Source organism: Streptomyces sp. NPDC059009 (genome assembly GCF_042740175.1).
Taxonomy (GTDB): Bacteria; Actinomycetota; Actinomycetes; order Streptomycetales; family Streptomycetaceae; genus Streptomyces.
The window spans coordinates 101,587-121,710 of sequence record NZ_JBHYJB010000024.1 but is presented as its reverse complement, the minus strand read 5'-3'; the positions used below and the strand labels follow the sequence as shown (position 1 = coordinate 121,710).

The following is a 20,124-nucleotide window of genomic DNA, read 5'->3' as shown; positions in this document are numbered from 1 at the left end:
GTACTGAGGAGATCCGAGATGGGCAAGCTGGACGGGCGCGTCGTCGTCATCACCGGTGCGGCGCGCGGGCAGGGCGAGCAGGAGGCGCGGCTCTTCGTGAAGGAGGGGGCCAGGGTCGTCGTCGCGGACGTCCTCGACGACCAGGGCGAGGCCCTCGCCAAGGAGATCGGGAACGCCACGTACGTCCATCTCGACGTGAGCCGCGAGGAGGACTGGCGCGCCGCCGTCGAGGTCGCCAAGAACGCGTACGGGAAGATCGACGGGCTGGTCAACAACGCGGGCATCCTGCGCTTCAACGAGCTCACCGCCACCCCCCTCGACGAGTTCCAGCAGATCGTCCAGGTCAACCAGGTCGGGGTGTTCCTCGGGATCAAGACCGTGGCGCCCGAGATCGAGGCGGCCGGCGGCGGCTCGATCGTGAACACCGCCTCGTACGCGGGCGTGACCGGCATGGCCTATGTCGGGGCCTACGGCGCCACCAAGCACGCCATCGTCGGCCTCACGCGCACCGCCGCCCTGGAGCTCGCCCCGAAGAAGATCCGGGTCAACGCGGTCTGCCCGGGCGCCATCGACACCGCCATGAGCAACCCCGCCCAGCTCGACCCGAACGCGAACACCGAGGAGGCCGCCGAGGCGCTCGCCGGGCTCTACAGCAAGCTCGTGCCGATCGGGCGGGTCGGGCAGCCCGAGGAGGTGGCGCGGCTCGCGCTGTTCCTGACGTGCGAGGAGGACTCCTCGTACATCACCGGGCAGCCGTTCGTGATCGACGGCGGGTGGCTGGCGGGGGTCAGCATCCTGTGACGCCCGTCGCCCCGTACGACCGTATCTGACGGTGCATCAACTATTGACGCTCCACCCGTGCGGTGAAACAGTCGGCACATCGAATCTGACGGTTCGTCAGAAACTTGTCAGGAACTCACGAGGACGGTGAACCGCCTTGGAATTCGGGCTCTTTGTACAGGGATACGTGGGCAAGCGGGCCGAGACCGACCCGCTCGCCGAGCACAAGGCGCTGATGGAGGAGACCGAGTACGTCATCGAGGCCGACAAGGCGGGCTTCAAGTACGCGTGGGCCTCCGAGCACCACTTCCTGGAGGAGTACTCGCACCTCTCCGCCAATGACGTCTTCCTCGGCTACCTCGCCCACGCCACCGAGCGGATCCACCTGGGCTCCGGCATCTTCAACCCCCTCGCCCAGGTCAACCACCCGGTGAAGGTCGCCGAGAAGGTCGCCATGCTCGACCACCTCAGCGAGGGGCGGTTCGAGTTCGGCAGCGGGCGCGGGGCGGGATCGCACGAGATCCTCGGCTTCATCCCCGGTGTGACCGACATGAACTACACCAAGGAGATCTGGGAAGAGACCATCGCCGAGTTCCCGAAGATGTGGCTCCAGGAGGAGTACGTCGGGTTCCAGGGCAAGCACTGGCAGCTGCCGCCGCGCAAGGTCTTCCCCAAGCCGTACGGGAAGTCGCACCCCGCCATGTGGTACGCGGCCGGGTCCCCCTCCTCGTACGCGATGGCCGCCAAGAAGGGCCTCGGCGTCCTCGGCTTCAGCGTGCAGAAGGTCTCCGACATGGAGTGGGTCCTGGAGCAGTACAAGACCGCCATCCCGGACGCGGAGCCGGTCGGGGACTTCGTCAACGACAACGTCATGGTGACGTCGACGGCCATCTGCGCGGAGACCCACGAGAAGGCCGTGCAGATCGCCGTCAACGGCGGCCTCAACTACCTCCAGTCGCTGGTCTTCCGCTACCACGACACCTTCCCGCGCCCCGAGGGCATCCCCGAGTGGCCGGAGGTCCTGCCCGAGTACACCGAGGAGATCATCGAGCTGCTCATCGCCGAGGAGCTGATGATCTGCGGTGACCCGGACGAGGTGCTGCGGCAGTGCAAGCGGTGGGAGCAGGCGGGGGCGGACCAGTTGTCGTTCGGGCTGCCGATCGGCATCTCGCCCGAGGACACGAAGAACACGATCAAGCTGATCGGTGAGCACGTGATTCCCAAGATCGATACGGATCCGGTGCACCGGACGACCCGGATGCGGCAGGCGTCGGGTTCGTAACCCCCAGCCACCCCGGCCTCCCCTCCCGGACGGAGGCCGGGGTTCCGCCATGCGGTCAGGCAGCCAGGCCGGGAGCAGGCACAGCGGGATCAGACAGGCACAGCGGGATCAGACAGGGACAGTGGGAAAGGACCTCGCCATGCTCGACCACCTCATCAAAGGCGCGACCGTCGTCGACGGGACCGGTGCCCCCGCCGTCGTCGCCGATGTCGGCATCCGCGACGGCCGCATCGCCGTGATCGCCGAACCCGGCACCGTGGCCGAGGAGTTCAGGTCCAGCGAGGACGCCTCCGGCAAGATCCTCGCGCCCGGGTTCGTCGATCCGCACACGCACTACGACGCCCAGCTCTTCTGGGACCCGTACGCGACGCCCTCCCTCAACCACGGGGTGACCACCGTCGCGGGCGGCAACTGCGGGTTCACGCTGGCGCCGCTGAACCCGGAGCGGCCCGGCGACGCCGACTACACGCGGCGCATGATGTCCAAGGTCGAAGGCATGTCGCTGGTGGCGTTGGAGGAAGGGGCGCCCTGGAACTGGAACTCCTTCGGGGAGTACCTGGACGCCCTGGAGGGGCGCGTCGCCGTCAACGCCGGGTTCATGGTGGGGCATTGCGCGCTGCGGCGGTACGTGATGGGCGCCGACGCCGTGGGCGGGCAGCCCAGCGAGGCGCAGCTGGAGGAGATGCTCGCGCTGTTCCACGAGGCGATGGAGGCGGGGGCCTGGGGGCTCTCCACCACGCAGTCGTCGTCGCACTCGGACGGGGACGGCGCGCCCGTCGCCTCACGGCACGCCGGGCCCGCGGAGCTGATCGCGCTGTCCAAGGCCGTCGCCGAGCACGAGGGGACGCAGTTGGAGGCCATCGTCGCCGGTTGCCTCGATCAATTCAGCGATGACGAGATCGAGTTGTTCGTGGAGATGAGCGCCGCCGCCGGGCGGCCGCTCAACTGGAACGTGCTGACGATCGACGCCGCCGTGCCGGAGCGGGTGCCGCGCCAGCTGGTGGCGAGCGAGCGGGCCCGGAAGGCGGGCGGGCGGATCGTCGCCCTGACGATGCCGATCCTCACCCCCATGAACATGTCCCTCGGGACCTTCTGCGCGCTCAACCTCATCCCCGGGTGGGGGGAGATCCTCGGGCTTCCGGTGCCGGAGCGGATCGCCAAGTTGCGGGATCCCGAGGTGCGTTCGGAGATGCTGCGGCGCGCCACGAGCAAGGAGGCGGGGGTCTTCCGCAGGCTCACGCACTTCGGGCGGTACGTCATCGGGGACACGTACTCGGAGGCGAACGAAGGGCTCACGGGGCGGGTCGTGCGCGACATCGCCGAGGAGCGGGGGCAGGAGCCCTTCGAGTGCCTCGTGGAGATCTGCGCCAACGACGAGCTGCGCACGGTCCTTTGGCCCATGCCGACCGACAACGACCCGGACTCGTGGGCGCTGCGGGCCGAGACCTGGCGGCACGAGGACGTGATGCTGGGCGGCTCGGACGCGGGCGCGCACCTGGACCGGATGTGCGGGGCCCCGTACACGACGCGGTTCATCGGCGACTGTCTGCGCGGCCGCAAGCTGGCCTCGCTGGAGGAGGCCGTGAAGATGCTGACCGACGACCCCGCGCAGCTCTTCGGGCTGCGCGAGCGCGGGCGGATCGCCGAGGGCTACCACGCGGACCTGGTGCTCTTCGACCCGGAGCGGATCGACGCCGGGAAGGCCACCCTCGTCCACGACCTGCCGGGCGACAGCCCGCGCCTGGACTCCAAGGCGATCGGCGTGAACGCCGTGTGGGTCAACGGGGTCGAGGCGATACGCGAGGACGTCGTGACCGGGGCGACGTCCGGGTCGATCCTGCGCTCCGGACGCGACACCAGGACGGTGAGCACCAAGTGACGAATGGTCAGAAGCCGGTGACGGAACGGCTGTTCATCGGGGGCGAGTGGGTCGAGCCCGACGGCGGCCACTACGAGGTGATCAACCCCGCGACCGAGGGCGTCGTGGGGCTCGCCCCGGAGGCCAGCCGCGCGCAGGTGCACGCGGCGGCCGGGGCGGCGCGCGACGCCTTCGACGCGTGGTCGCGCACCTCCCCCGAGGAGCGGGCCGGGGTGCTGGACCGGGCCGCCGAGATCATGCGCCGGGACGCGGGGGCGCACGCGGAGCTGGCGCGGGCCGAGACCGGGGCGACCACGGGCACGGCGCGCGGCATGCAGGTCGCGGTGGCTGTGGCCCGCTTCAAGCGGTACGCCAAGGGCGCCCTGGAGCCGGTGGAGGAGGGGCTGCCGCCGCAGATCAGCGAGGCCGGGCCGATGGGCAAGGCGGGCGTCATCGGCGCCCTGGCCGTGCGCCAGCCCGTCGGCGTCGTCACCTGCATCACCTCGTACAACAACCCGTGGGCCAACCCGGCCGGCAAGGTCGCGCCTGCCCTCGCCATGGGCAACACGGTCGTGGTGAAGCCCGCGCCGCAGGACCCGTTGTCGGTGTACCGGATGGCGGCCGCGCTGGAGGAGGCGGGGGCGCCGCGGGGCGTGGTGAACGTGGTCTCCGGCACGGGCGTCGACGTCGGGGAGGCCGCGGTCGACGCGCCGGACGTCGACATGGTCAGCTTCACCGGGTCGACGTCGGTGGGGCAGCGCATCGGTGAGGTGTGCGGGCGCCACATGAAGCGGCAGCTGATGGAGCTGGGCGGCAAGGGCGCGGCCCTCGTCTTCGACGACCTGGACGATGCGGGCCTCGCCTCGGCGGTCGCCGGGATCGGCACCACCTTCGCCTTCTACAGCGGCCAGATCTGCACCGCGCCCACGCGCGTCATCGCCCACCGGTCCGTGTACGACCAGCTGATCGAGAAGCTCACGGGCTACCTGGGCTTCATGAAGGTGGGGGACCCGGCGGTGCAGGGCACCGTCGTCGGTCCGGTGATCTCGGCGGCGCACCGGGACCGCGTCGAGTCGTACGTGGAGCTGGGCAGGAAGGAGGGCGCGCGGGTCGTCGCGGGCGGCGAGCGGCCCGCCGGGCCCGGCCTCGACCAGGGCTTCTACGTCGCGCCGACGCTCCTCGCCGACTGCACCAACGACATGCGGGTGGTGCGCGAGGAGATCTTCGGCCCGGTGGTCGTGGTCGTGCCCTTCGACGACGAGGAGGAGGGCATCGCGCTCGCCAACGACTCGGAGTACGGCCTCATCGACTACGTGTGGTCGGGCGATGTGGCGCGGGCGTTCCGGGTGGCGCGGCGGCTGCGGGCGGGCGGCGTCGGGGTCAACACGGTCGGCCGGAACATGGAGGCGCCGTTCGGCGGCTTCAAGAAGAGCGGGGTGGGCCGGGACGTGGGCTCGTACGCGCTGCATGCGTACAGCGAGACGCAGGCGATCGTCTGGCCGGGGTGACCGATCGTCCGGCAGGGGTGACGGGAAAATTTAGAAGTGGGGCAAATCGGGCACCGCCTCGGTTTCCGCATACCGGACGGCGGACGTCACTCCTATGAACTGTCGTCTGCTCGCACCTGTTGATCTTTCAATGCTCAACAGGTGCCCGAATTGCCCATGGAATCGCAGACCTTGGTCATGAATTCAAACGGACGTAAGTCCTCCGGATGTGGAAACCGCAGGGCTTAACGTCCTGTTCATGACTCAGGTGGACGTCCGGCCCGGGGCTGGAGACACGGTAGGAGCTGCCCCCACCGGGGGCGGTGTGCGAGGCAAGGGGCTCGGCGGGAACTCCGTGGGCCTCCTCGGCAGCGCCGTCATCGGCATCTCCACCGTCGCCCCCGTCTACTGCCTGACCTCGACCCTCGGCTCCACCGCCGGGGAGGTCGGCCCGCAGATGCCCGCCGTCTTCCTCGCGGGCTTCCTGCCGATGCTCCTGGTCGCCTTCGCCTACCGCGAGCTCAACAAGGTGATGCCGGACTGCGGCACCTCCTTCACCTGGACCGTGAAGGCGTTCGGGCCCCGGGTCGGCTGGATGTGCGGCTGGGGCCTCGTCATCGCGACGATCATCGTGCTCTCCAACCTCGCGGGCGTCGCCACCTCCTACTTCTGGCTGCTCGCCGGGGAGATCACCGGCAAGGACTCGGTGGCCGCGCTCGACGGGAACAAGGCCGTCCACATCGTCACCTGCCTCGCCCTCATCGCCGCCGCCACGGCCATCAGCTACCGGGGCATGACCGCGACGAAGGGCGTCCAATACGCGTTGGTGGGGCTGCAGTTGGCGGTGCTCGCGGTCTTCGTGGTGATGGCGGTCCAGAAGGCCGGCGACGGCGGGCTCGCGGGCGGCGGGCTGGGGGACGGTGTCTCCGCGCCCGACTTCTCCTGGTCCTGGCTGAACCCCTTCGCCGTCCAGTCCTTCGGGGCCTTCACCGCCGGGCTCTCCCTCTCGATCTTCATGTTCTGGGGCTGGGACGCCTGCCTGACCGCGAACGAGGAGACCACCGGCAGCGAGAAGACCCCCGGCCGCGCCGCCCTCATCGCGATGGCCGTCCTCATCGGCTCCTACCTCGCGACCGGCATCGCCGCCCAGATGGCCGCCGGGACGGGCTCGAAGGGCCTCGGCCTCGCCAACCCGGACACCTCCGACAACGTCTTCGCCGTCCTCGCCGGACCCGTCATGGGCCCGACCCTCGGCATCCTCCTGTTCGTCGCGGTCCTCGCCTCGGCGGCGGCCAGCCTCCAGACGACGTTCATCCCGGTGGCCCGCACGGTCCTCGCGATGTCCGCGTACGAGGCGCTCCCGGCCTCGTACGCGAAGGTCCACCCCCGCTTCAGGACGCCGGGCCGCGCGACGGTCACGGCAGGCGTGGCGACGGGCGTCTTCTACACGGTCATGTCGCTGGTCTCCGAGCACGTCCTCGTCGACACGATCTACGCCCTCGGCCTCATGATCTGCTTCTACTACGCGCTCACGGCGTTCGCGTGCGCGTGGTACTTCCGCCGCGAACTCTTCGTGTCCGTACGGGACTTCACCTTCAAGGGCCTCTTCCCGGTCCTCGGCGGCACCCTGCTCACGGCGGTCTTCGCCAAGACCCTGTACGACATGTGGGACCCGGCCTACGGCAGCGGCTCCGCCGTGTTCGGCGTCGGCTCGGTCTTCGTGATCGGCGTGGGCCTGCTGCTCCTCGGCGTACTGATCATGCTGGCGATGGGCCGCCGCAGCCCCGCGTTCTTCCGGGGCGAGGTGCTCACGAAGGAGACCCCGGCGCTGGAGCTCGCGGACTGAGAGGCCGTGGGCACTCGTGCTGGGGCCGCACAATGCGCCGGTGCTCACCGATGTGGGCACGGCTGTCAGGGACATCCCGCTTGCGACGCTCTCCGCGATCACGCATCGTAACGATCCGGACGCGGCTGCCATACTCAAGGTGCTGGCCGCTGCCCTGAAGGAGTCCGACCAGGACGCTCGCGGCGTGTACGCCGAATACACCGAACTCGGCCTGGGAAAGACCCCGGCCGCGAAGATCTGGAGGCAGATGATGGCTGTGGACCTCTCCTTCTTCCGGTCCGAGACGTCCATGCGGCTGCGGGCGGAAGGCCGTGAGGAAGGCCGTGTGAAGGGTCTGGAAGAGGGATTGATCAAGGGGCGTGTGGAGGCCGTGATCCGCATCCTCGACCGGCGAGGGATCGGGCTGACCACGCGCGAGCGTGACCGGCTCATGGCGTGTGACGACCTCGACACGCTCGACCGCTGGCTGGACCGGGCCTTCACCGTCGAGTCCGGAGCCCAGCTCTTCGCCGAGTCCGAGCCCGAGTCCGAGCCCTCTCCGGCCGGGGAAGCCGACGGTGGAGAGGGCTCGGCGGGAGACGCTTCCTAGCCCTTGCCGCGCCCCAGGAAGATCGGGTTCGTGAGTGCCGTGAACGCGCCCGGGAGGCCCTGCACCGTCGGGGCGTGGCGGACTTCCGCCCGTACGTACGCCGCGTACGAAGCCGTCGTGTGCCACTCCACCGTGCCCGCCCCCGACTCTGGGAGCGCGGGGCTCGTGTGGAGCGTGCCCTGGTCCGTCACGATGTGGAGCGTGCAGCCGGGGGCGCCCTTCACGTCCAGGCGCACCGTGACCGGGTCGTCGCGGCCGACGTCGAGGCGGCCGCCGATGCCCGCCTGTTTGCCCTTGCCGCCGGACGCGGTGAACGTCAGCTCCACCGACTTGGACTCGGCGACGTACGAGCGGCCCGCCTTGATGCCCTCCTGGATCGCCTCGCGGGTCAAGTCGTCGGCGAGGACCACCGTTTGGGGGCCGCCGACGCGGTCCGGGTCGCGGTGCGCGTCGCTGTTGCCCATCCCGGGGAGCCACTCGCGGCGGCCCGCGCGCACGCCCGTCACCAGGGTGTTGTCCCAGTCCGCGAGGGTGATCTCGTCGTCGGGGGTGTAGACGCCGTTCCAGATCTCCACCGCGTCCGCCTCGTTGAAGCCGAACTTCCAGTTGCAGCCGACGCAGGTGGCGTGCGGGTGCGCGGGGACGACGATGCCGCCCGCGCGGCGGATTTCGCGGGCGTAGTGGCCGAAGCGGTTGTCGCGGGCCCGGTAGCGCCAGTCGATGAAGGTGCCGGGCTCCACGCCGAGCGCCACCACGTGGCCGTTGCGGGTCGTCACCTCCTCGCCGATGAGGATCAGCAGGTCGTCGCCCGCCTGGTCCGCCCAATGGGCGTGCGCGGAGTGGGTGTTGTGCTCCGAGGTGTTGATGAAGTCGAGGCCCGCCGCGCGGGCGAGGGCCGCGATCTCGGCGGGGGTCCGGCGGCCGTCCGAGTACCAGGAGTGGAGGTGGCAGTCGCCCCGGTACCAGGCCCGGCCCCGGCCCTTGGCGCGGGACGGCGGGTACGTCGGCTCGGGGGTGCTGCCCGGCTCCCCGTACGTGAGCGTGATGGTCACCGTGTAGGGGAGTCCGGCGGGCGCGACCGTGTACGGGCCGAGCGCGATGCTCCAGGTGCCGGGGCGGATGCGGCCCGGGAGGTAGCCGGGCGTCGCGTCGTCGGCGCGGATGAAGAACTCCGTGCGCGCCCCGCCCGACCAGCCGCGGAAGCCCTTGCCGCCGAGCGCCGTGCCGCGCTCGTCGAAGATTCCGATGTCCAGGGCGTTCCCGGTGGTTCCGGGCGGGACCGTCGGCTTCTCGTACGTGTACGCCACGTGCAGCTCCCGGACCCCGGACGGGATCTCCACCGGGAGGTACACAAAGTCAGGCGACCCCGGCGGGAGGGTGCCGCGCACCGTCTTCGTCTCCTGCTGCCCCGACGCCGGGGCGCGCCGTTCGGCGCCGCTCGCGAAGCTCACACTGCCCAACGTAAGCGCGGCGGCGGCGCCCGTCACGAACAGTCCGCGTCTGTTCAGGTGGTGTGCGTGCTCCGCTGCGGTCTGGTGCTCGTCCTGGCACATGCTGCGGCTCCCCAGGGTCGGTGAGTGACATGGGTGGTGCGGGCAACCCTGGTATTCAGCCGTGAACTCCCCTGTAAGGGAAGGGGGCTTGGAGCTTTCCGTCAGCCGTTGCGCCGACGCATCCTGCGCACCATGTAGACGATGAGGACGATCACGGCGAGGACGAACAGCGCCGTGATGAGGCCGCCCACGAAGCCGCCCTTGCTCTTCTTCTTTTTCTTCTTGGGCTTGTACTGCTTGTACTGCTTGGACTTGGCCGCCGGCCGCTCCTTCAGCGTCACCTCGACGACGGTTTCCCGGGCCTTGTCGTCGTACGGCACGGGCGTCGCCGTCGCTGCCGCGGCCGCCCTCGACGGCGCCGCACTCGCCCCGGCGGGAGCAGCCCCGCACACCAGCGCCCCGGCCAAGACCCCCACGGCCATCCATCGCATCCGCATGGCAACGCCCCCTTCGGCCCGCACGCTCAGGCTCACAGCTCACCACCATGGACTAACACGCTCCGCTCGTATAGGAGTTGGCGATGCTCATCTCCGCCACGCTCTACCTCACGGATGAGACCGTCGCCCCTGCCCCGCTCGCCCGCGAGCTGGAGCGGCGCGGCTACGCGGGGCTCTATCTGCCCGAGCACACCCACATCCCCGTCCCGCGCGAGACCCCCTACCCCGGCGGCGAGCTGCCGCCCGAGTGCGCCCGGATGCTGAGCCCCTTCGTCGCGCTCGCCCAGGCCGCCGCCGTCACCGCGCGGATCGCGCTCGGCACCAACATCGCGCTGATCGCCCAGCACGACCCCGTCGACCTCGCCAAGCAGATCGCGACCCTCGACCACCTCTCCGGCGGCCGCGTCACCCTCGGCATCGGCTACGGCTGGAACCGCGAGGAGGCCGCCGACCACGGCGTGCACTGGCCGAAACGGCGCGCCCTCGTGCGGGACCGGATGGCCGTGATGCGGGCGCTGTGGGCGGACCGCCCCACGGCGTACGAAGGGGAGTTCGCGAGCGTACGGGCCAGCGAGGTGCACCCGAAGCCGCTGCGGAAGCCCCGTTCCCGGCGCGCAGGGCCGCTGTTCGGGCCCCGCACACTCATCGGCGGGGCGGCCGGGCCGAAGCTGTTCGCGCACATCGCGGAGTACGCGGACGGCTGGATGCCCATCGGCGGCGCCGGACTCGGCGAGACCCTGCCCGCGCTCCGTACGGCCTGGGCCGGGGCGGGCCGTGACCCGGCCGACCTGTATGTGGCCCTGACCGCCGTCACCCCCGACCACGGCAAGCTCGCGCACTACGCGGAGCTCGGCGTGGACGAGGTGATCGTGCAGCTGCCCGCGGGCGGGGAGCGCGAGGTCCTCGCCACGCTCGACGAGTTCGACACGTACCTGTGAGCACGTACCTATGAGCACGTACCTGTGAAAGGGCCACGTATGGGCAGCGGAAGTACCTGTACGCCTCAAACGTTGTCGCTCGTATGCTCAATGACATGACCAACAGCGAGCCGACCCCGCACCCCGGCCAGCAGGAACGACCGACCGCCAACGCCATGCGGCGGGCGCTCAGGCGCGCCAGGGACGGGGTCGCGCTCGATGCCACCGAGGCCGCCGTGCTGCTGCAGGCGCGCGGGGCCGACCTGGACGACCTGACCGCATCGGCGGCGCGGGTGCGGGACGCGGGGCTGGAGGCCGCGGGGCGGCCCGGCGTCATCACGTATTCGAAGAGCGTCTTCATTCCGCTGACCCGGCTCTGCCGGGACAAGTGCCACTACTGCACCTTCGCGACCGTCCCGGGCAAGCTGCGCCGGGCCGGGCACGGGATGTTCATGTCCCCCGACGAGGTCCTGGACATCGCCCGGCGCGGGGCCGAACTGGGCTGCAAGGAAGCCCTGATCACCCTCGGCGACAAGCCGGAGGAGCGCTGGCCGGAGGCGCGCGAGTGGCTGGAGGCCGAGGGCTACGACGACACCATCGCCTACGTCCGGGCGATCTCCATCCGGATCCTGGAGGAGACGGGGCTGCTCCCGCACCTGAACCCGGGCGTCATGACGTGGACGGACTTCCAGCGCCTCAAGCCGGTCGCGCCCTCCATGGGCATGATGCTGGAGACGACGGCGGAGCGGCTGTGGAGCGAGCCGGGCCAGCCGCACTACGGCTCCCCGGACAAGGAACCGGCCGTGCGGCTGCGGGTGTTGGAGGACGCCGGCCGCTCCTCGGTCCCCTTCACCAGCGGACTGCTCATCGGCATCGGCGAGACCTTCGAGGAGCGGGCGGAGTCCCTCTTCGCGCTGCGCCGCGTGGCCCGCTCGTACCACGGCATCCAGGAGCTGATCATCCAGAACTTCCGCGCCAAGCCGGACACGGCGATGCGCGGCATGCCGGACGCCGAGCTGGACGACCTGGTCGCCACGGTCGCCGTCGCCCGCCACATCATGGGCCCGGCCGGCAACCTCCAGGCCCCGCCGAACCTGGTCGACGGCGAGTACGCCCGCCTCATCGGCGCGGGCATCGACGACTGGGGCGGCGTCTCGCCGGTCACCATCGACCACGTCAACCCCGAGAAGCCCTGGCCGCAGCTGGACGAGCTGACCGAGAAGTCGGCGGCCGCCGGGTTCGAGCTGCGTGAACGGCTGTGTGTGTACCCGGAGTTCGTGACCCGGGGCGAGCCCTGGCTGGACCCGCGGCTGCTCCCGCACGTGCGCGCCCTCGCCGACCAGGAGACGGGCCTCGCGGTGCCGGACGCGCCCGTCACCGGACACCCCTGGCAGGAGCCCGACGAGGGCTACGTCGCCACGAAGTCATCGGGCCGCACCGATCTGCACCGCACCATCGACACCGAGGGCCGCACCGCCGACCGGCGCGACGACTTCGACGAGGTGTACGGCGACTGGGAGGCCCTGCGCGAGCAGGCCGCCCCCGGCATGGTGCCCTCGCGCATCGACGGCGACGTCCGCGCCGCCCTGGCCACCGCGGCCGACGACCCGACGAAGCTGACGGACGACGAGGCGCTGGCCCTGCTGCACGCCGACGGCCCGGCCCTGGACGCGCTCTGCTCCGTCGCGGACGACCTGCGCAAGACGGTGGTCGGCGACGAGGTCACCTACATCGTCACGCGCAACATCAACTTCACCAACGTCTGCTACACCGGCTGCCGCTTCTGCGCCTTCGCCCAGCGCCGCACGGACGCCGACGCCTACACGCTCTCCCTCGACCAGGTCGCCGACCGCGCCCAGCAGGCGTGGGAGGTCGGCGCGACCGAGGTGTGCATGCAGGGCGGCATCCACCCGGACCTGCCGGGCAGCGCCTACTTCGACATCGCGCGCGCCGTGAAGGAGCGCGTGCCGGGCATGCACGTGCACGCCTTCTCCCCGATGGAGGTCGTCAACGGCGCGACCAGGACCGGGCTTTCGATCCGGGAATGGCTCAGCGCGGCCAAGGAGGCGGGCCTGGACTCCATCCCCGGCACCGCCGCCGAGATCCTCGACGACGAGGTCCGCTGGATCCTCACCAAGGGCAAGCTGCCGACGGCCACCTGGATCGAGGTGGTGCAGACCGCGCACGAACTCGGCATCCGCTCGTCCTCGACGATGATGTACGGGCACGTGGACCAGCCCCGCCACTGGCTCGGCCACTTCCGCACCCTGGCGTCGGTCCAGCAGGCGGCGCTCGACAAGAACGTCGAGGGGTTCACGGAGTTCGTGACGCTCCCGTTCATCCACACCAACGCGCCGGTGTACCTGGCGGGCATCGCGCGCCCGGGCCCCACGACCCGCGACAACCGGGCGGTCACCGCCATGGCGCGGCTGCTGCTCCACCCGTACATCCCCAACATCCAGACCAGCTGGGTGAAGCTGGGCACGGAGGGCGCCGCCGAGATGCTCCGCTCGGGCGCGAACGACCTGGGCGGCACGCTGATGGAGGAGACCATCTCCCGCATGGCGGGCTCGTCGTACGGCTCGTACAAGTCCGTCAAGGACCTGGTGGCGGTCGCGGACGCGGCGGGCCGCCCGGCCCGGCCGCGCACCACGCTGTACGGGGAGGTGCCCCAGGAGCGGGTGCGGGCCGCGGCGGCTTCGGACGGGCATCTGCCGGAGCTGCTGCCGGTGCTGGACTGACGGGGCGGGGTCAGAATCCCCGCTTGGGGCCCTCGGACGAGATCATCTCGGCGTCGCTGGTGACCATGTCCGTCTTCCCCTTGGCGGGGATGTACGCCTCGGCCAGGTGCCGGTAGTTGTTGACGAAGACCAGCTCGGACTTCTTGTTGCCGAGGAAGACGCCCATCTGGTTGGACGGGGTGATCTCCGCGTCGGGCCGGGTGCCGTGCATGTACTCGTGGACGACCGCGTTGAAGAAGGTGAGCGTGCCGCCGTTCGCCGTCTTCAGCGCGTAGACCTTGTCGTGCCGGTTCTTCCCGGCCCGGTACTCGGCCTTTCCGTACGGGCTGAGCATCTTGTTCTGGTCCAGCGGGAACTTCGTCATCCACTTCGTGGTCTGCGAGGCCCCGACCTTGTCGCCCAGCTTGTTGTCGGCCTTGTAGAGGGCGACGAGCGCGTCGTCCATCTGGTCCGGGGCCAGCACACCCGTCTTCTTGGAGGTGTCGGCCACCGGCTGGAGGAAGCCGTCCGCGTCCTTGGCGAGTGCGGGCACCTTCGGGTCCGACTTGTAGGTCCAGCCACTCCACACCGCCTTCCACGGGCCGCCGTTGCTCCGGTCGAAGATGACGGTGGCCCGCGCGCCCTTGTCGTTCTCGCTCTTGCCCTTGGCGTCCGCCGTGTTCGCGTGGATCGCGAACCAGGTGGCCCCGGAGGAACGGGACGGGATGAGGTACTCGCGCTTCACGTAGAAGAACGGCTCACGGTTTATGTCCTTCTTGGAGGCGATCTTGTCCTGCTTGAAGATGCTCTTGCTCTGCTCGAAGAGCCCGTCGCCCTCGACGGCGGACAGGATCCCGGCGTCCCGCTTGGCGTTGGCCTGGTTGTTGACCTTCACATAGTTGTCTACGACCTTCTTCGCCTCGGCCTCGGTGACGACGCCCTTGGGCGCCTTGTCGGCGGCGGGCTTGCCGTCGGCGCCGGACGTGCCGCCGTCGTCGGAGTCCGACGAGCAGCCGGTGAGGGCGAGGGAGAGCGCCGTGCCCGCCGAGAGGAGGAGGGCTATGCGCTTGCTGTGCCGCGTGAGCATGGAGTTCCCCGTACGGTCGATGGGTCAGCAGCGGAAGCTGACGTGCCGAGGTGACACGTTAGCTTCCGCACACGGACCGTCCGTCCGACGGGTGGGGGCAGCGGCAGGCAGGTCACTGCCCGAGGGACTGCCCGAACCGCGCGTTCTTCTCGGGCGCACCGAGCGTCTTGGGCCCGAACGATCCGATGCCCGTCGTCGTCAGGCCGCCCGCCGTGCCCCGCAGGGTCCACACCGCGCCGGAGTCCTCGTACGTCCCGTCCTCGTCCGGCGCGCCCACGCCCAGGTCGGCCTTCTTGTCGCCGTTCAGGTCCCGCAGCAGAACGGTCGTGCCGAACATGTCGTTCGTCTCGGACGCGCCGGGCACGTTGGCCGTCGTCTGCGTGAAGGCTTGCGCGCCGGTGCCGCTCAGGCCGTTCCTCGCGCCCTTGAGGAGGACGACGCTGCCCGCGTTCCAGACGGTGCGCGAACCGGCCTTGAGGTCCTCGCCGGGGATGCCGACGGCGAGGTCCGCGTACCCGTCGCCGTTCACGTCGGCTCCGCTGACGTCGGCGCCGAACCGGTCGCCCTGGTAGCGGGGGTCCGGGTAGTCACCCGTGCCCGCCTCGCCGATGCCGGGGACGCCCGGACTGTCCTGGGTGATCTTCTGGACGCGGGAGGGTCCGTTCGCGCTGCCGTACTCGATGCGGACGGTGCCCTTGTCCTGCCAGTCGTCCTCCGTGTACGTGCCGGTGTCCTGGGCGGCGAAGTCTCCGTATCCGTCGCCGTTGAAGTCCGCGATGGTGCCGCCCGACGTGGACTTGATGCTCTTGTCGGTGTGGCTCAGGCCGTTCGCGCCGCCCTTGTAGAACAGGCTGCCGTTGGCCATCTCCTCGTGGCCGCGGCTGGTGAGGACGACGTCGTCGGCGCCGTCCCCCGTCATGTCGCCCACGACGGGGCTGCCGGGTCCGTAGGGGTTGTTGTCGACCAGGATGGAGTCCTGGCGCGCGGGCTTCCCGTCGCGCTGGAACGGCCCGTACGAGACCGTCATGCCCGACTCGGTGTCATTGGGGTCGTCGTTCTCCGGGTACTCCGACGTGACCAGGTCATAGTGGCCGTCGCCGTTGAAGTCCCCGGTGGCGCCGCCCGTGAGCGGCGGGAGCTCGCTGCTGTTCCGGCCGGACAGGCCCTCCTTGGAGCCCCACAGCACGACGTCGGGGGCCCCGTTGTTGTATTCGCCCACGACGAGGTCCGTGTACGAGTCGCCGTCGAGGTCGGCGGCCCCGCCCGCCGAGAAGTAGGCCGAGCCGTCCCCCGGCACCCCCTCGGTGCCCCGGCTGATGACCTGGGTGTGTGCCGTGTCGGGGCCGGACGCGGATCCGTAGACCACCGACACGTATCCGGCTCTCTCGGGCTGTCCGGCAGGGGTGCCTTCGGGGGCGGAGACAACGATGTCCGGGTAGCCGTCGTGGTTGAAGTCCACGACGGGCTTGCGGGGCGGGACCGGGGCGGCGGCCGAGGCGCTGCCCGCGCCGGCGGCCAGGGCGAGGGGCGTCGCGAGCGCGGCGGCGGCGACGGCGGCGATGACTGAACGACGCACTGTTTCTCCTGTGGGGTAAGACTGTGACGTAGGAGAAGACGAGTGACTCGAACGCACGGTTGTACACCGGTAGTTCATTGTTACGTGGCCGGGTGGCCGGGTGGCTGGGCAGTCGGTCGACGCGGCGGGCAGAGGCGGGGTAGAGGTCAGGCATGCGAGGAAACCGGCGACCGTCCATGCAGGAGCTGATCCGCCGCCGCACGGCCGCCGGATTCATCGCCCGACGCCATGAACTCCGTCTCTACCGGGACAACTTGGACACGGCGCCGGACGACGACCGGCACCGTTTCCTCTTCCACGTCCACGGCGACGCCGGGGTCGGCAAGTCCTCCCTCGTCCGCGAGCTGATCCGCATCGCCCGCGACCGGGGCGCGCTGACCGCGTACGCCGACGAGTCGGCGGGCTCCGTGCCGGAGGTCATGGCGGACATCGCCGAGCAGTTCGCCCGGCAGGGCCGGACGCTGAAGTCGCTGGAGCGGGCGCTCGCGGCGTACCGGGAGCGCAGCCATGAGGCGGTGGTGGCGGTGGGCGACCCTTCGGGGGCTTCGGCGGGCGGCCCTTCGGCGAGTGGACCTTCCACGCGTGGTCCTTCCGCGGGCGGCCCCTCCGCGGGCGGTCCCTCCGCGGGGAGCGTGGCCGTCGCGCGCATCGGGCTCGCCGGGATCGGCGCCGTCGTGCCCGGCGCCGGAGCCGTGACGGGCGCCCTGGACCCCGCCCAACTCGCCCAGGGCGCCGAGCGGTTCAGGGACCTGATAGCGGCCCGCTTCCGCAACCACGAGGATGTGCGCCTGGTCCTGGAGCCGGAGCGGGCGCTCACCCCGGTGCTCCTGTCCGAACTGGCCGACGCCGCGGACGACGCCCCCTGGATCGCCCTCTTCTTCGACACGTACGAGCGCACGGCGCCCTTCCTCGACGCCTGGCTGCACGACGTCATGACGACGGACCGCCACGGCCCCCTGCCCGGCAACGTCGTCGTCACCCTCGCGGGACAGCGCCCCCTCGACCCGGCTCGCTGGGAGGGCGCCCTCGCCTATGTGGCCGACCTGCCCCTGCGGGAGTTCACGGAGGCCGAGGCGCGCGAGCTGCTCACCGCGCGCGGGGTCACCGACGAACCCGTCGTACGCGAGATGCTGCGGCTCTCCGGCGGCCTGCCCGTCCTGGTGTCGACCCTGGCCGGAAGTGCCCCGGAGGGACGGGGACTTGAGGGGATCGACGACCCGAGCGCGACGGCGGTCGACCGCTTCCTGAAGTGGGAGCGGGACCCGGTCCGCCGGGCCGCGGCCCTCGCGTGCGCGCTGCCGCGCCGGCTCGACGGGGAGGTGGCGCGCGTGGCGCTGGCGGACGTCTCCCAGGAAGGCCACGCCGAGCTGTACGCGTGGCTGCGCACCCTGCCCTTCGTCACCGAGCGGCGCGGCGTCACCCGCTACCACGACGTGGTGCGCGCCCCGATGTTGAGGCAGCAGCTCAACTCGGCATTCAGAGAGGCGACTTCGGGGCACGCCCGGCTTGCGTCCGCCTTCGGCGCGTGGCGGGAGGAGCGGGCCCGGGAGCTGAGCGGCGACGTGTACGGGCGCCCCTGGCTGTGGCCGGACTGGGTGGCCCTGCGCGTCGAGGAGCTCTACCACCGGCTGTGCGCCGCGCCGCGGGCCGCGCTCGCGGAGGTCCTGCGGGACGGGGTGGATGCGTGCCGCGCCGAGGTGGCGGCGGCCCGCGAATGGGCGCGGGCGGTGGCCGACGCGGGGCAGGACAGCGCATCTCATGACGCAGAAGCGGCTGAACTCACTGATCTGGGAGGGGAGTTGCTCGCCCTCCTCGAAGACGACCGGCAGGGTCCCATCGAGGCGTTGACGCTCCTCCTCTCCCGCTCGGAACTCGACCAGGAGGGCCGGGTGGCGGCCTACAACGCCCGCGGCTACCACCACTTCATCACCAGGCGGCCCGACCTCGCCTTCGCCGACCACGAGCGGGCGCTCGCCGTGGACCCGCAGGACCCCTGGGGCCACCACGGCCTGGCGATCCTGCGGCGCGCGGCGGGAGATTTCGAGCAGGCGCTCCACCACCTGGACAGGGCAGGGGAGTTGACGGGTCCGGACGAGGAGTGGGTGCTCAGGGAGCGCGGCGACACATACCGCAGGATGGGGCGTCATGAGGAGGCCCTGCGAGACCTCGACCGCGCCCACGCGCTCGCCCCGCGCGAGCCCAAGTCCCTGGCCAGCAGGGCCCAGACGTACTTCCTGCTGGGCCGCGCCCACGAAGCCCTGGAGGACTTCGACCGGGCGGTCTCCCTGTGGCCCGACTACAGATGGGCCCTGGTCCGCAGGGCCCACGTCCGTTCGGTGCTCGGCGACGTCGACGGAGCGCTCGCGGACCTGGACCGGGCGGAGGAGGCGGACCCGGCCGAGCCGACGGTGGTGGGGGAGCGGGGCGACGTGCATCGTTTCGCCGGACAGTACGAGGAGGCGATCGCCGCGTACGACCGGGCCCTCGGGATGGACGCCGGGTACGCCTGGGCCTGGGGCAGCCGCGCCCTCGCGAACGAGGGCCTCGGCCGGACGGCGGCGGCGATCGCGGACCTGGAACGCGCGCTGGAGGTGAAGCCGGACTACGAGTGGGCCCGGCAGCAACTGGACCGCCTCAGGGGAGAACCGGGGGAGACGGGTGAACCGGGCGAGACAGGTGAACCGGGCAGGTCCCCCAACCCCGGCTAGCCCACCAGCAGTTCACGCCTCAGCTCGCGCAGCTCGCGCGCGTCGAGCCCGAGGGCCCGCTTCTCGTACGTGCGGAAGGAGCCGAACTTCTCCTCCACCTCGGCGAACCCGGAGTTGAGGTACTCGGGCCGCACGTCGAGCAGCGGCTTGTACACGGCGGCCTGCTCCGGCGGCAGCGCGGCGAGGGCGGCGGCATCGGCCTCGGCGCGGTAGTCGTTGGAGGCGAGGTAGTCGTCCATGACGGTGGCGCGCGGCACGCCGAGGGCGGTGAGCAGGGCGGCATTGGCCCACCCGGTCCGGTCCTTTCCGGCGGTGCAGTGGAACAGCACCCCGCGCTGCCCGCGCGCCGCTCCGATCCGTGAAAAGACGTCCGTATAGGCGGACTTGGCGCTGTCGCCGCTGACCATGAACTTCTCGCCCTCGGTCATCATGGCGACGGCCTCGGCCGCTGTCCTGGGCATCGAGGTGAAGGTGCCGGAGCCCGCGAGGACGTCCGCGACGACGTACGAGGTGCCCTGCGGCACCCGGTCCGGGTCCTTGCCGCGCTCCGACTCCATGCGCAGGTCGATGTCGGTGCCGATGCCGAGCCGCCGGAGCTTGGCGAGGTCGGCGGCGGTGAGCTTGTCGAGGGCGTCGGAGCGGTAGACGGCGCCCATCGTCACCCAGTGCCCGTCGGCGGTCCGATAGCCGCCCGCGTCACGGAAGTTGACGGTCCCGTCGAGCTTGATGAGCCGGTCCGCGAGCCGGAGCGAGCCACCGCGCGAGGGCACCAGGTCGAACCACTGCCGGTCGGCCCCGGCGGGCAGTCCCCGCACGGTGACCCGCCCGTGCGCACCGCCGGACGCGACGGTGCGCCCCTCGTCGGTACGGATGGCCACGCGCCGCACCCCGGGCGCGGACCAGGCGACGGTGTACGTGCCCGGCTCGCTCCGGTCGGCGGTGACGGTGGCCTCGGTGAAGGGGATGCGGGAGGTGGGGTGCCCGGTCCCGTGGGCGGGGGAGTGTGCGGGCGTGGCGGTTGCGGTGGCGGTGGAGGTGGCGGCGAGAGCGGTGAGGGCGACGGCGGCGAGGACGCCCGAGGAGCGCATGACACGAGTCAAGGAGCCGGAGCTGCTGATGGGGCGGGGCTGGATGGGATGCATGGGGGGATGGTTTGAGGGTGAGGCGAGGGCCTGGGAAATCTCCGGTGAACGCCGCTCAAAACCGGCCTGAAGGGGGACTTCGCTCATAACACTTGGTGCCTGAACCGAACGTTCCTGGTCGATTACAGTGCTGAGCCAGAGA

14 protein-coding genes are annotated in these 20,124 nt (G+C 70.9%); 9 read left to right on the top strand and 5 right to left on the bottom strand.

What is annotated here, in order from left to right; translation table 11 throughout:
* Positions 1-18: 18 nt before the first annotated feature.
* From ACFWYM_RS23870 to ACFWYM_RS23845, 6 genes are all read left to right on the top strand, one after another.
* Positions 19-801: an SDR family NAD(P)-dependent oxidoreductase gene (locus ACFWYM_RS23870; protein WP_384840650.1), complete on the top strand. Its 783-nt coding sequence runs from the start codon at positions 19-21 to the stop codon at positions 799-801.
* A 136-nt stretch (positions 802-937) separates the two neighbouring features.
* Entirely contained in the window at positions 938-2,062 is a 1,125-nt protein-coding gene (locus ACFWYM_RS23865; RefSeq protein ID WP_384840647.1) for an LLM class flavin-dependent oxidoreductase, read from the top strand.
* 139 nt (positions 2,063-2,201) lie between these two features.
* On the top strand, positions 2,202-3,941 hold the full coding sequence (locus ACFWYM_RS23860; protein WP_384840644.1) for an amidohydrolase family protein: 1,740 nt from the start codon (positions 2,202-2,204) through the stop codon (positions 3,939-3,941).
* The gene (locus ACFWYM_RS23855) at positions 3,938-5,428 is read left to right on the top strand and encodes an aldehyde dehydrogenase family protein (RefSeq protein WP_384840641.1); all 1,491 of its coding nucleotides are present in this window, start codon (positions 3,938-3,940) and stop codon (positions 5,426-5,428) included. Before ACFWYM_RS23860 ends, ACFWYM_RS23855 begins: the two co-directional genes overlap by 4 nt.
* Before the next feature lie 238 nt (positions 5,429-5,666).
* Positions 5,667-7,253: an APC family permease gene (locus tag ACFWYM_RS23850; protein ID WP_384840638.1), complete on the top strand. Its 1,587-nt coding sequence runs from the start codon at positions 5,667-5,669 to the stop codon at positions 7,251-7,253.
* Between the two features lie 40 nt (positions 7,254-7,293).
* Entirely contained in the window at positions 7,294-7,842 is a 549-nt protein-coding gene (locus ACFWYM_RS23845) for a hypothetical protein (RefSeq protein ID WP_384840635.1), read from the top strand.
* Here ACFWYM_RS23845 and ACFWYM_RS23840 read toward each other — a convergent pair.
* Together ACFWYM_RS23840 and ACFWYM_RS23835 are read right to left on the bottom strand one after the other, a co-directional pair.
* Positions 7,839-9,395 carry a CehA/McbA family metallohydrolase gene (locus ACFWYM_RS23840; protein WP_384840632.1) on the bottom strand — a complete coding sequence of 519 codons (1,557 nt, stop codon included), beginning with the start codon at positions 9,393-9,395 and terminating at the stop codon, positions 7,839-7,841. The two genes, ACFWYM_RS23845 and ACFWYM_RS23840, sit on opposite strands and share 4 nt — an antisense overlap.
* A gap of 101 nt (positions 9,396-9,496) precedes the next feature.
* The gene (locus ACFWYM_RS23835; protein WP_384840629.1) at positions 9,497-9,832 is read right to left on the bottom strand and encodes a hypothetical protein; all 336 of its coding nucleotides are present in this window, start codon (positions 9,830-9,832) and stop codon (positions 9,497-9,499) included.
* An 83-nt stretch (positions 9,833-9,915) separates the two neighbouring features.
* On the opposite strand from ACFWYM_RS23835, the gene ACFWYM_RS23830 reads away from it, so the two are divergent.
* Both ACFWYM_RS23830 and ACFWYM_RS23825 read left to right on the top strand, forming a co-directional pair.
* Positions 9,916-10,770, top strand: a complete 855-nt coding sequence (locus ACFWYM_RS23830) for a TIGR03619 family F420-dependent LLM class oxidoreductase (protein ID WP_384840627.1) — start codon at positions 9,916-9,918, stop codon at positions 10,768-10,770.
* A 95-nt stretch (positions 10,771-10,865) separates the two neighbouring features.
* Positions 10,866-13,490, top strand: a complete 2,625-nt coding sequence (locus ACFWYM_RS23825; RefSeq protein WP_384840624.1) for a bifunctional FO biosynthesis protein CofGH — start codon at positions 10,866-10,868, stop codon at positions 13,488-13,490.
* A gap of 10 nt (positions 13,491-13,500) precedes the next feature.
* Here ACFWYM_RS23825 and ACFWYM_RS23820 read toward each other — a convergent pair whose 3' ends face one another.
* Positions 13,501-14,556, bottom strand: coding sequence for a hypothetical protein (locus tag ACFWYM_RS23820; RefSeq protein ID WP_384840621.1), 1,056 nt, complete (start codon positions 14,554-14,556; stop codon positions 13,501-13,503).
* A 112-nt stretch (positions 14,557-14,668) separates the two neighbouring features.
* On the bottom strand, positions 14,669-16,132 hold the full coding sequence (locus ACFWYM_RS23815; RefSeq protein ID WP_384840618.1) for an FG-GAP-like repeat-containing protein: 1,464 nt from the start codon (positions 16,130-16,132) through the stop codon (positions 14,669-14,671).
* 176 nt (positions 16,133-16,308) lie between these two features.
* Here ACFWYM_RS23815 and ACFWYM_RS23810 point away from each other — a divergent pair, with 176 nt between their 5' ends.
* Positions 16,309-18,840, top strand: a complete 2,532-nt coding sequence (locus ACFWYM_RS23810; RefSeq protein ID WP_384840615.1) for a tetratricopeptide repeat protein — start codon at positions 16,309-16,311, stop codon at positions 18,838-18,840.
* On the opposite strand, the gene ACFWYM_RS23805 is transcribed toward ACFWYM_RS23810, so the two are convergent.
* Positions 18,837-19,982 (bottom strand): tyrosine-protein phosphatase, encoded by a 1,146-nt coding sequence (locus ACFWYM_RS23805; RefSeq protein WP_384840612.1) that lies wholly within the window; start codon positions 19,980-19,982, stop codon positions 18,837-18,839. The two genes, ACFWYM_RS23810 and ACFWYM_RS23805, sit on opposite strands and share 4 nt — an antisense overlap.
* Between the last annotated feature and the right edge of the window lie 142 nt (positions 19,983-20,124).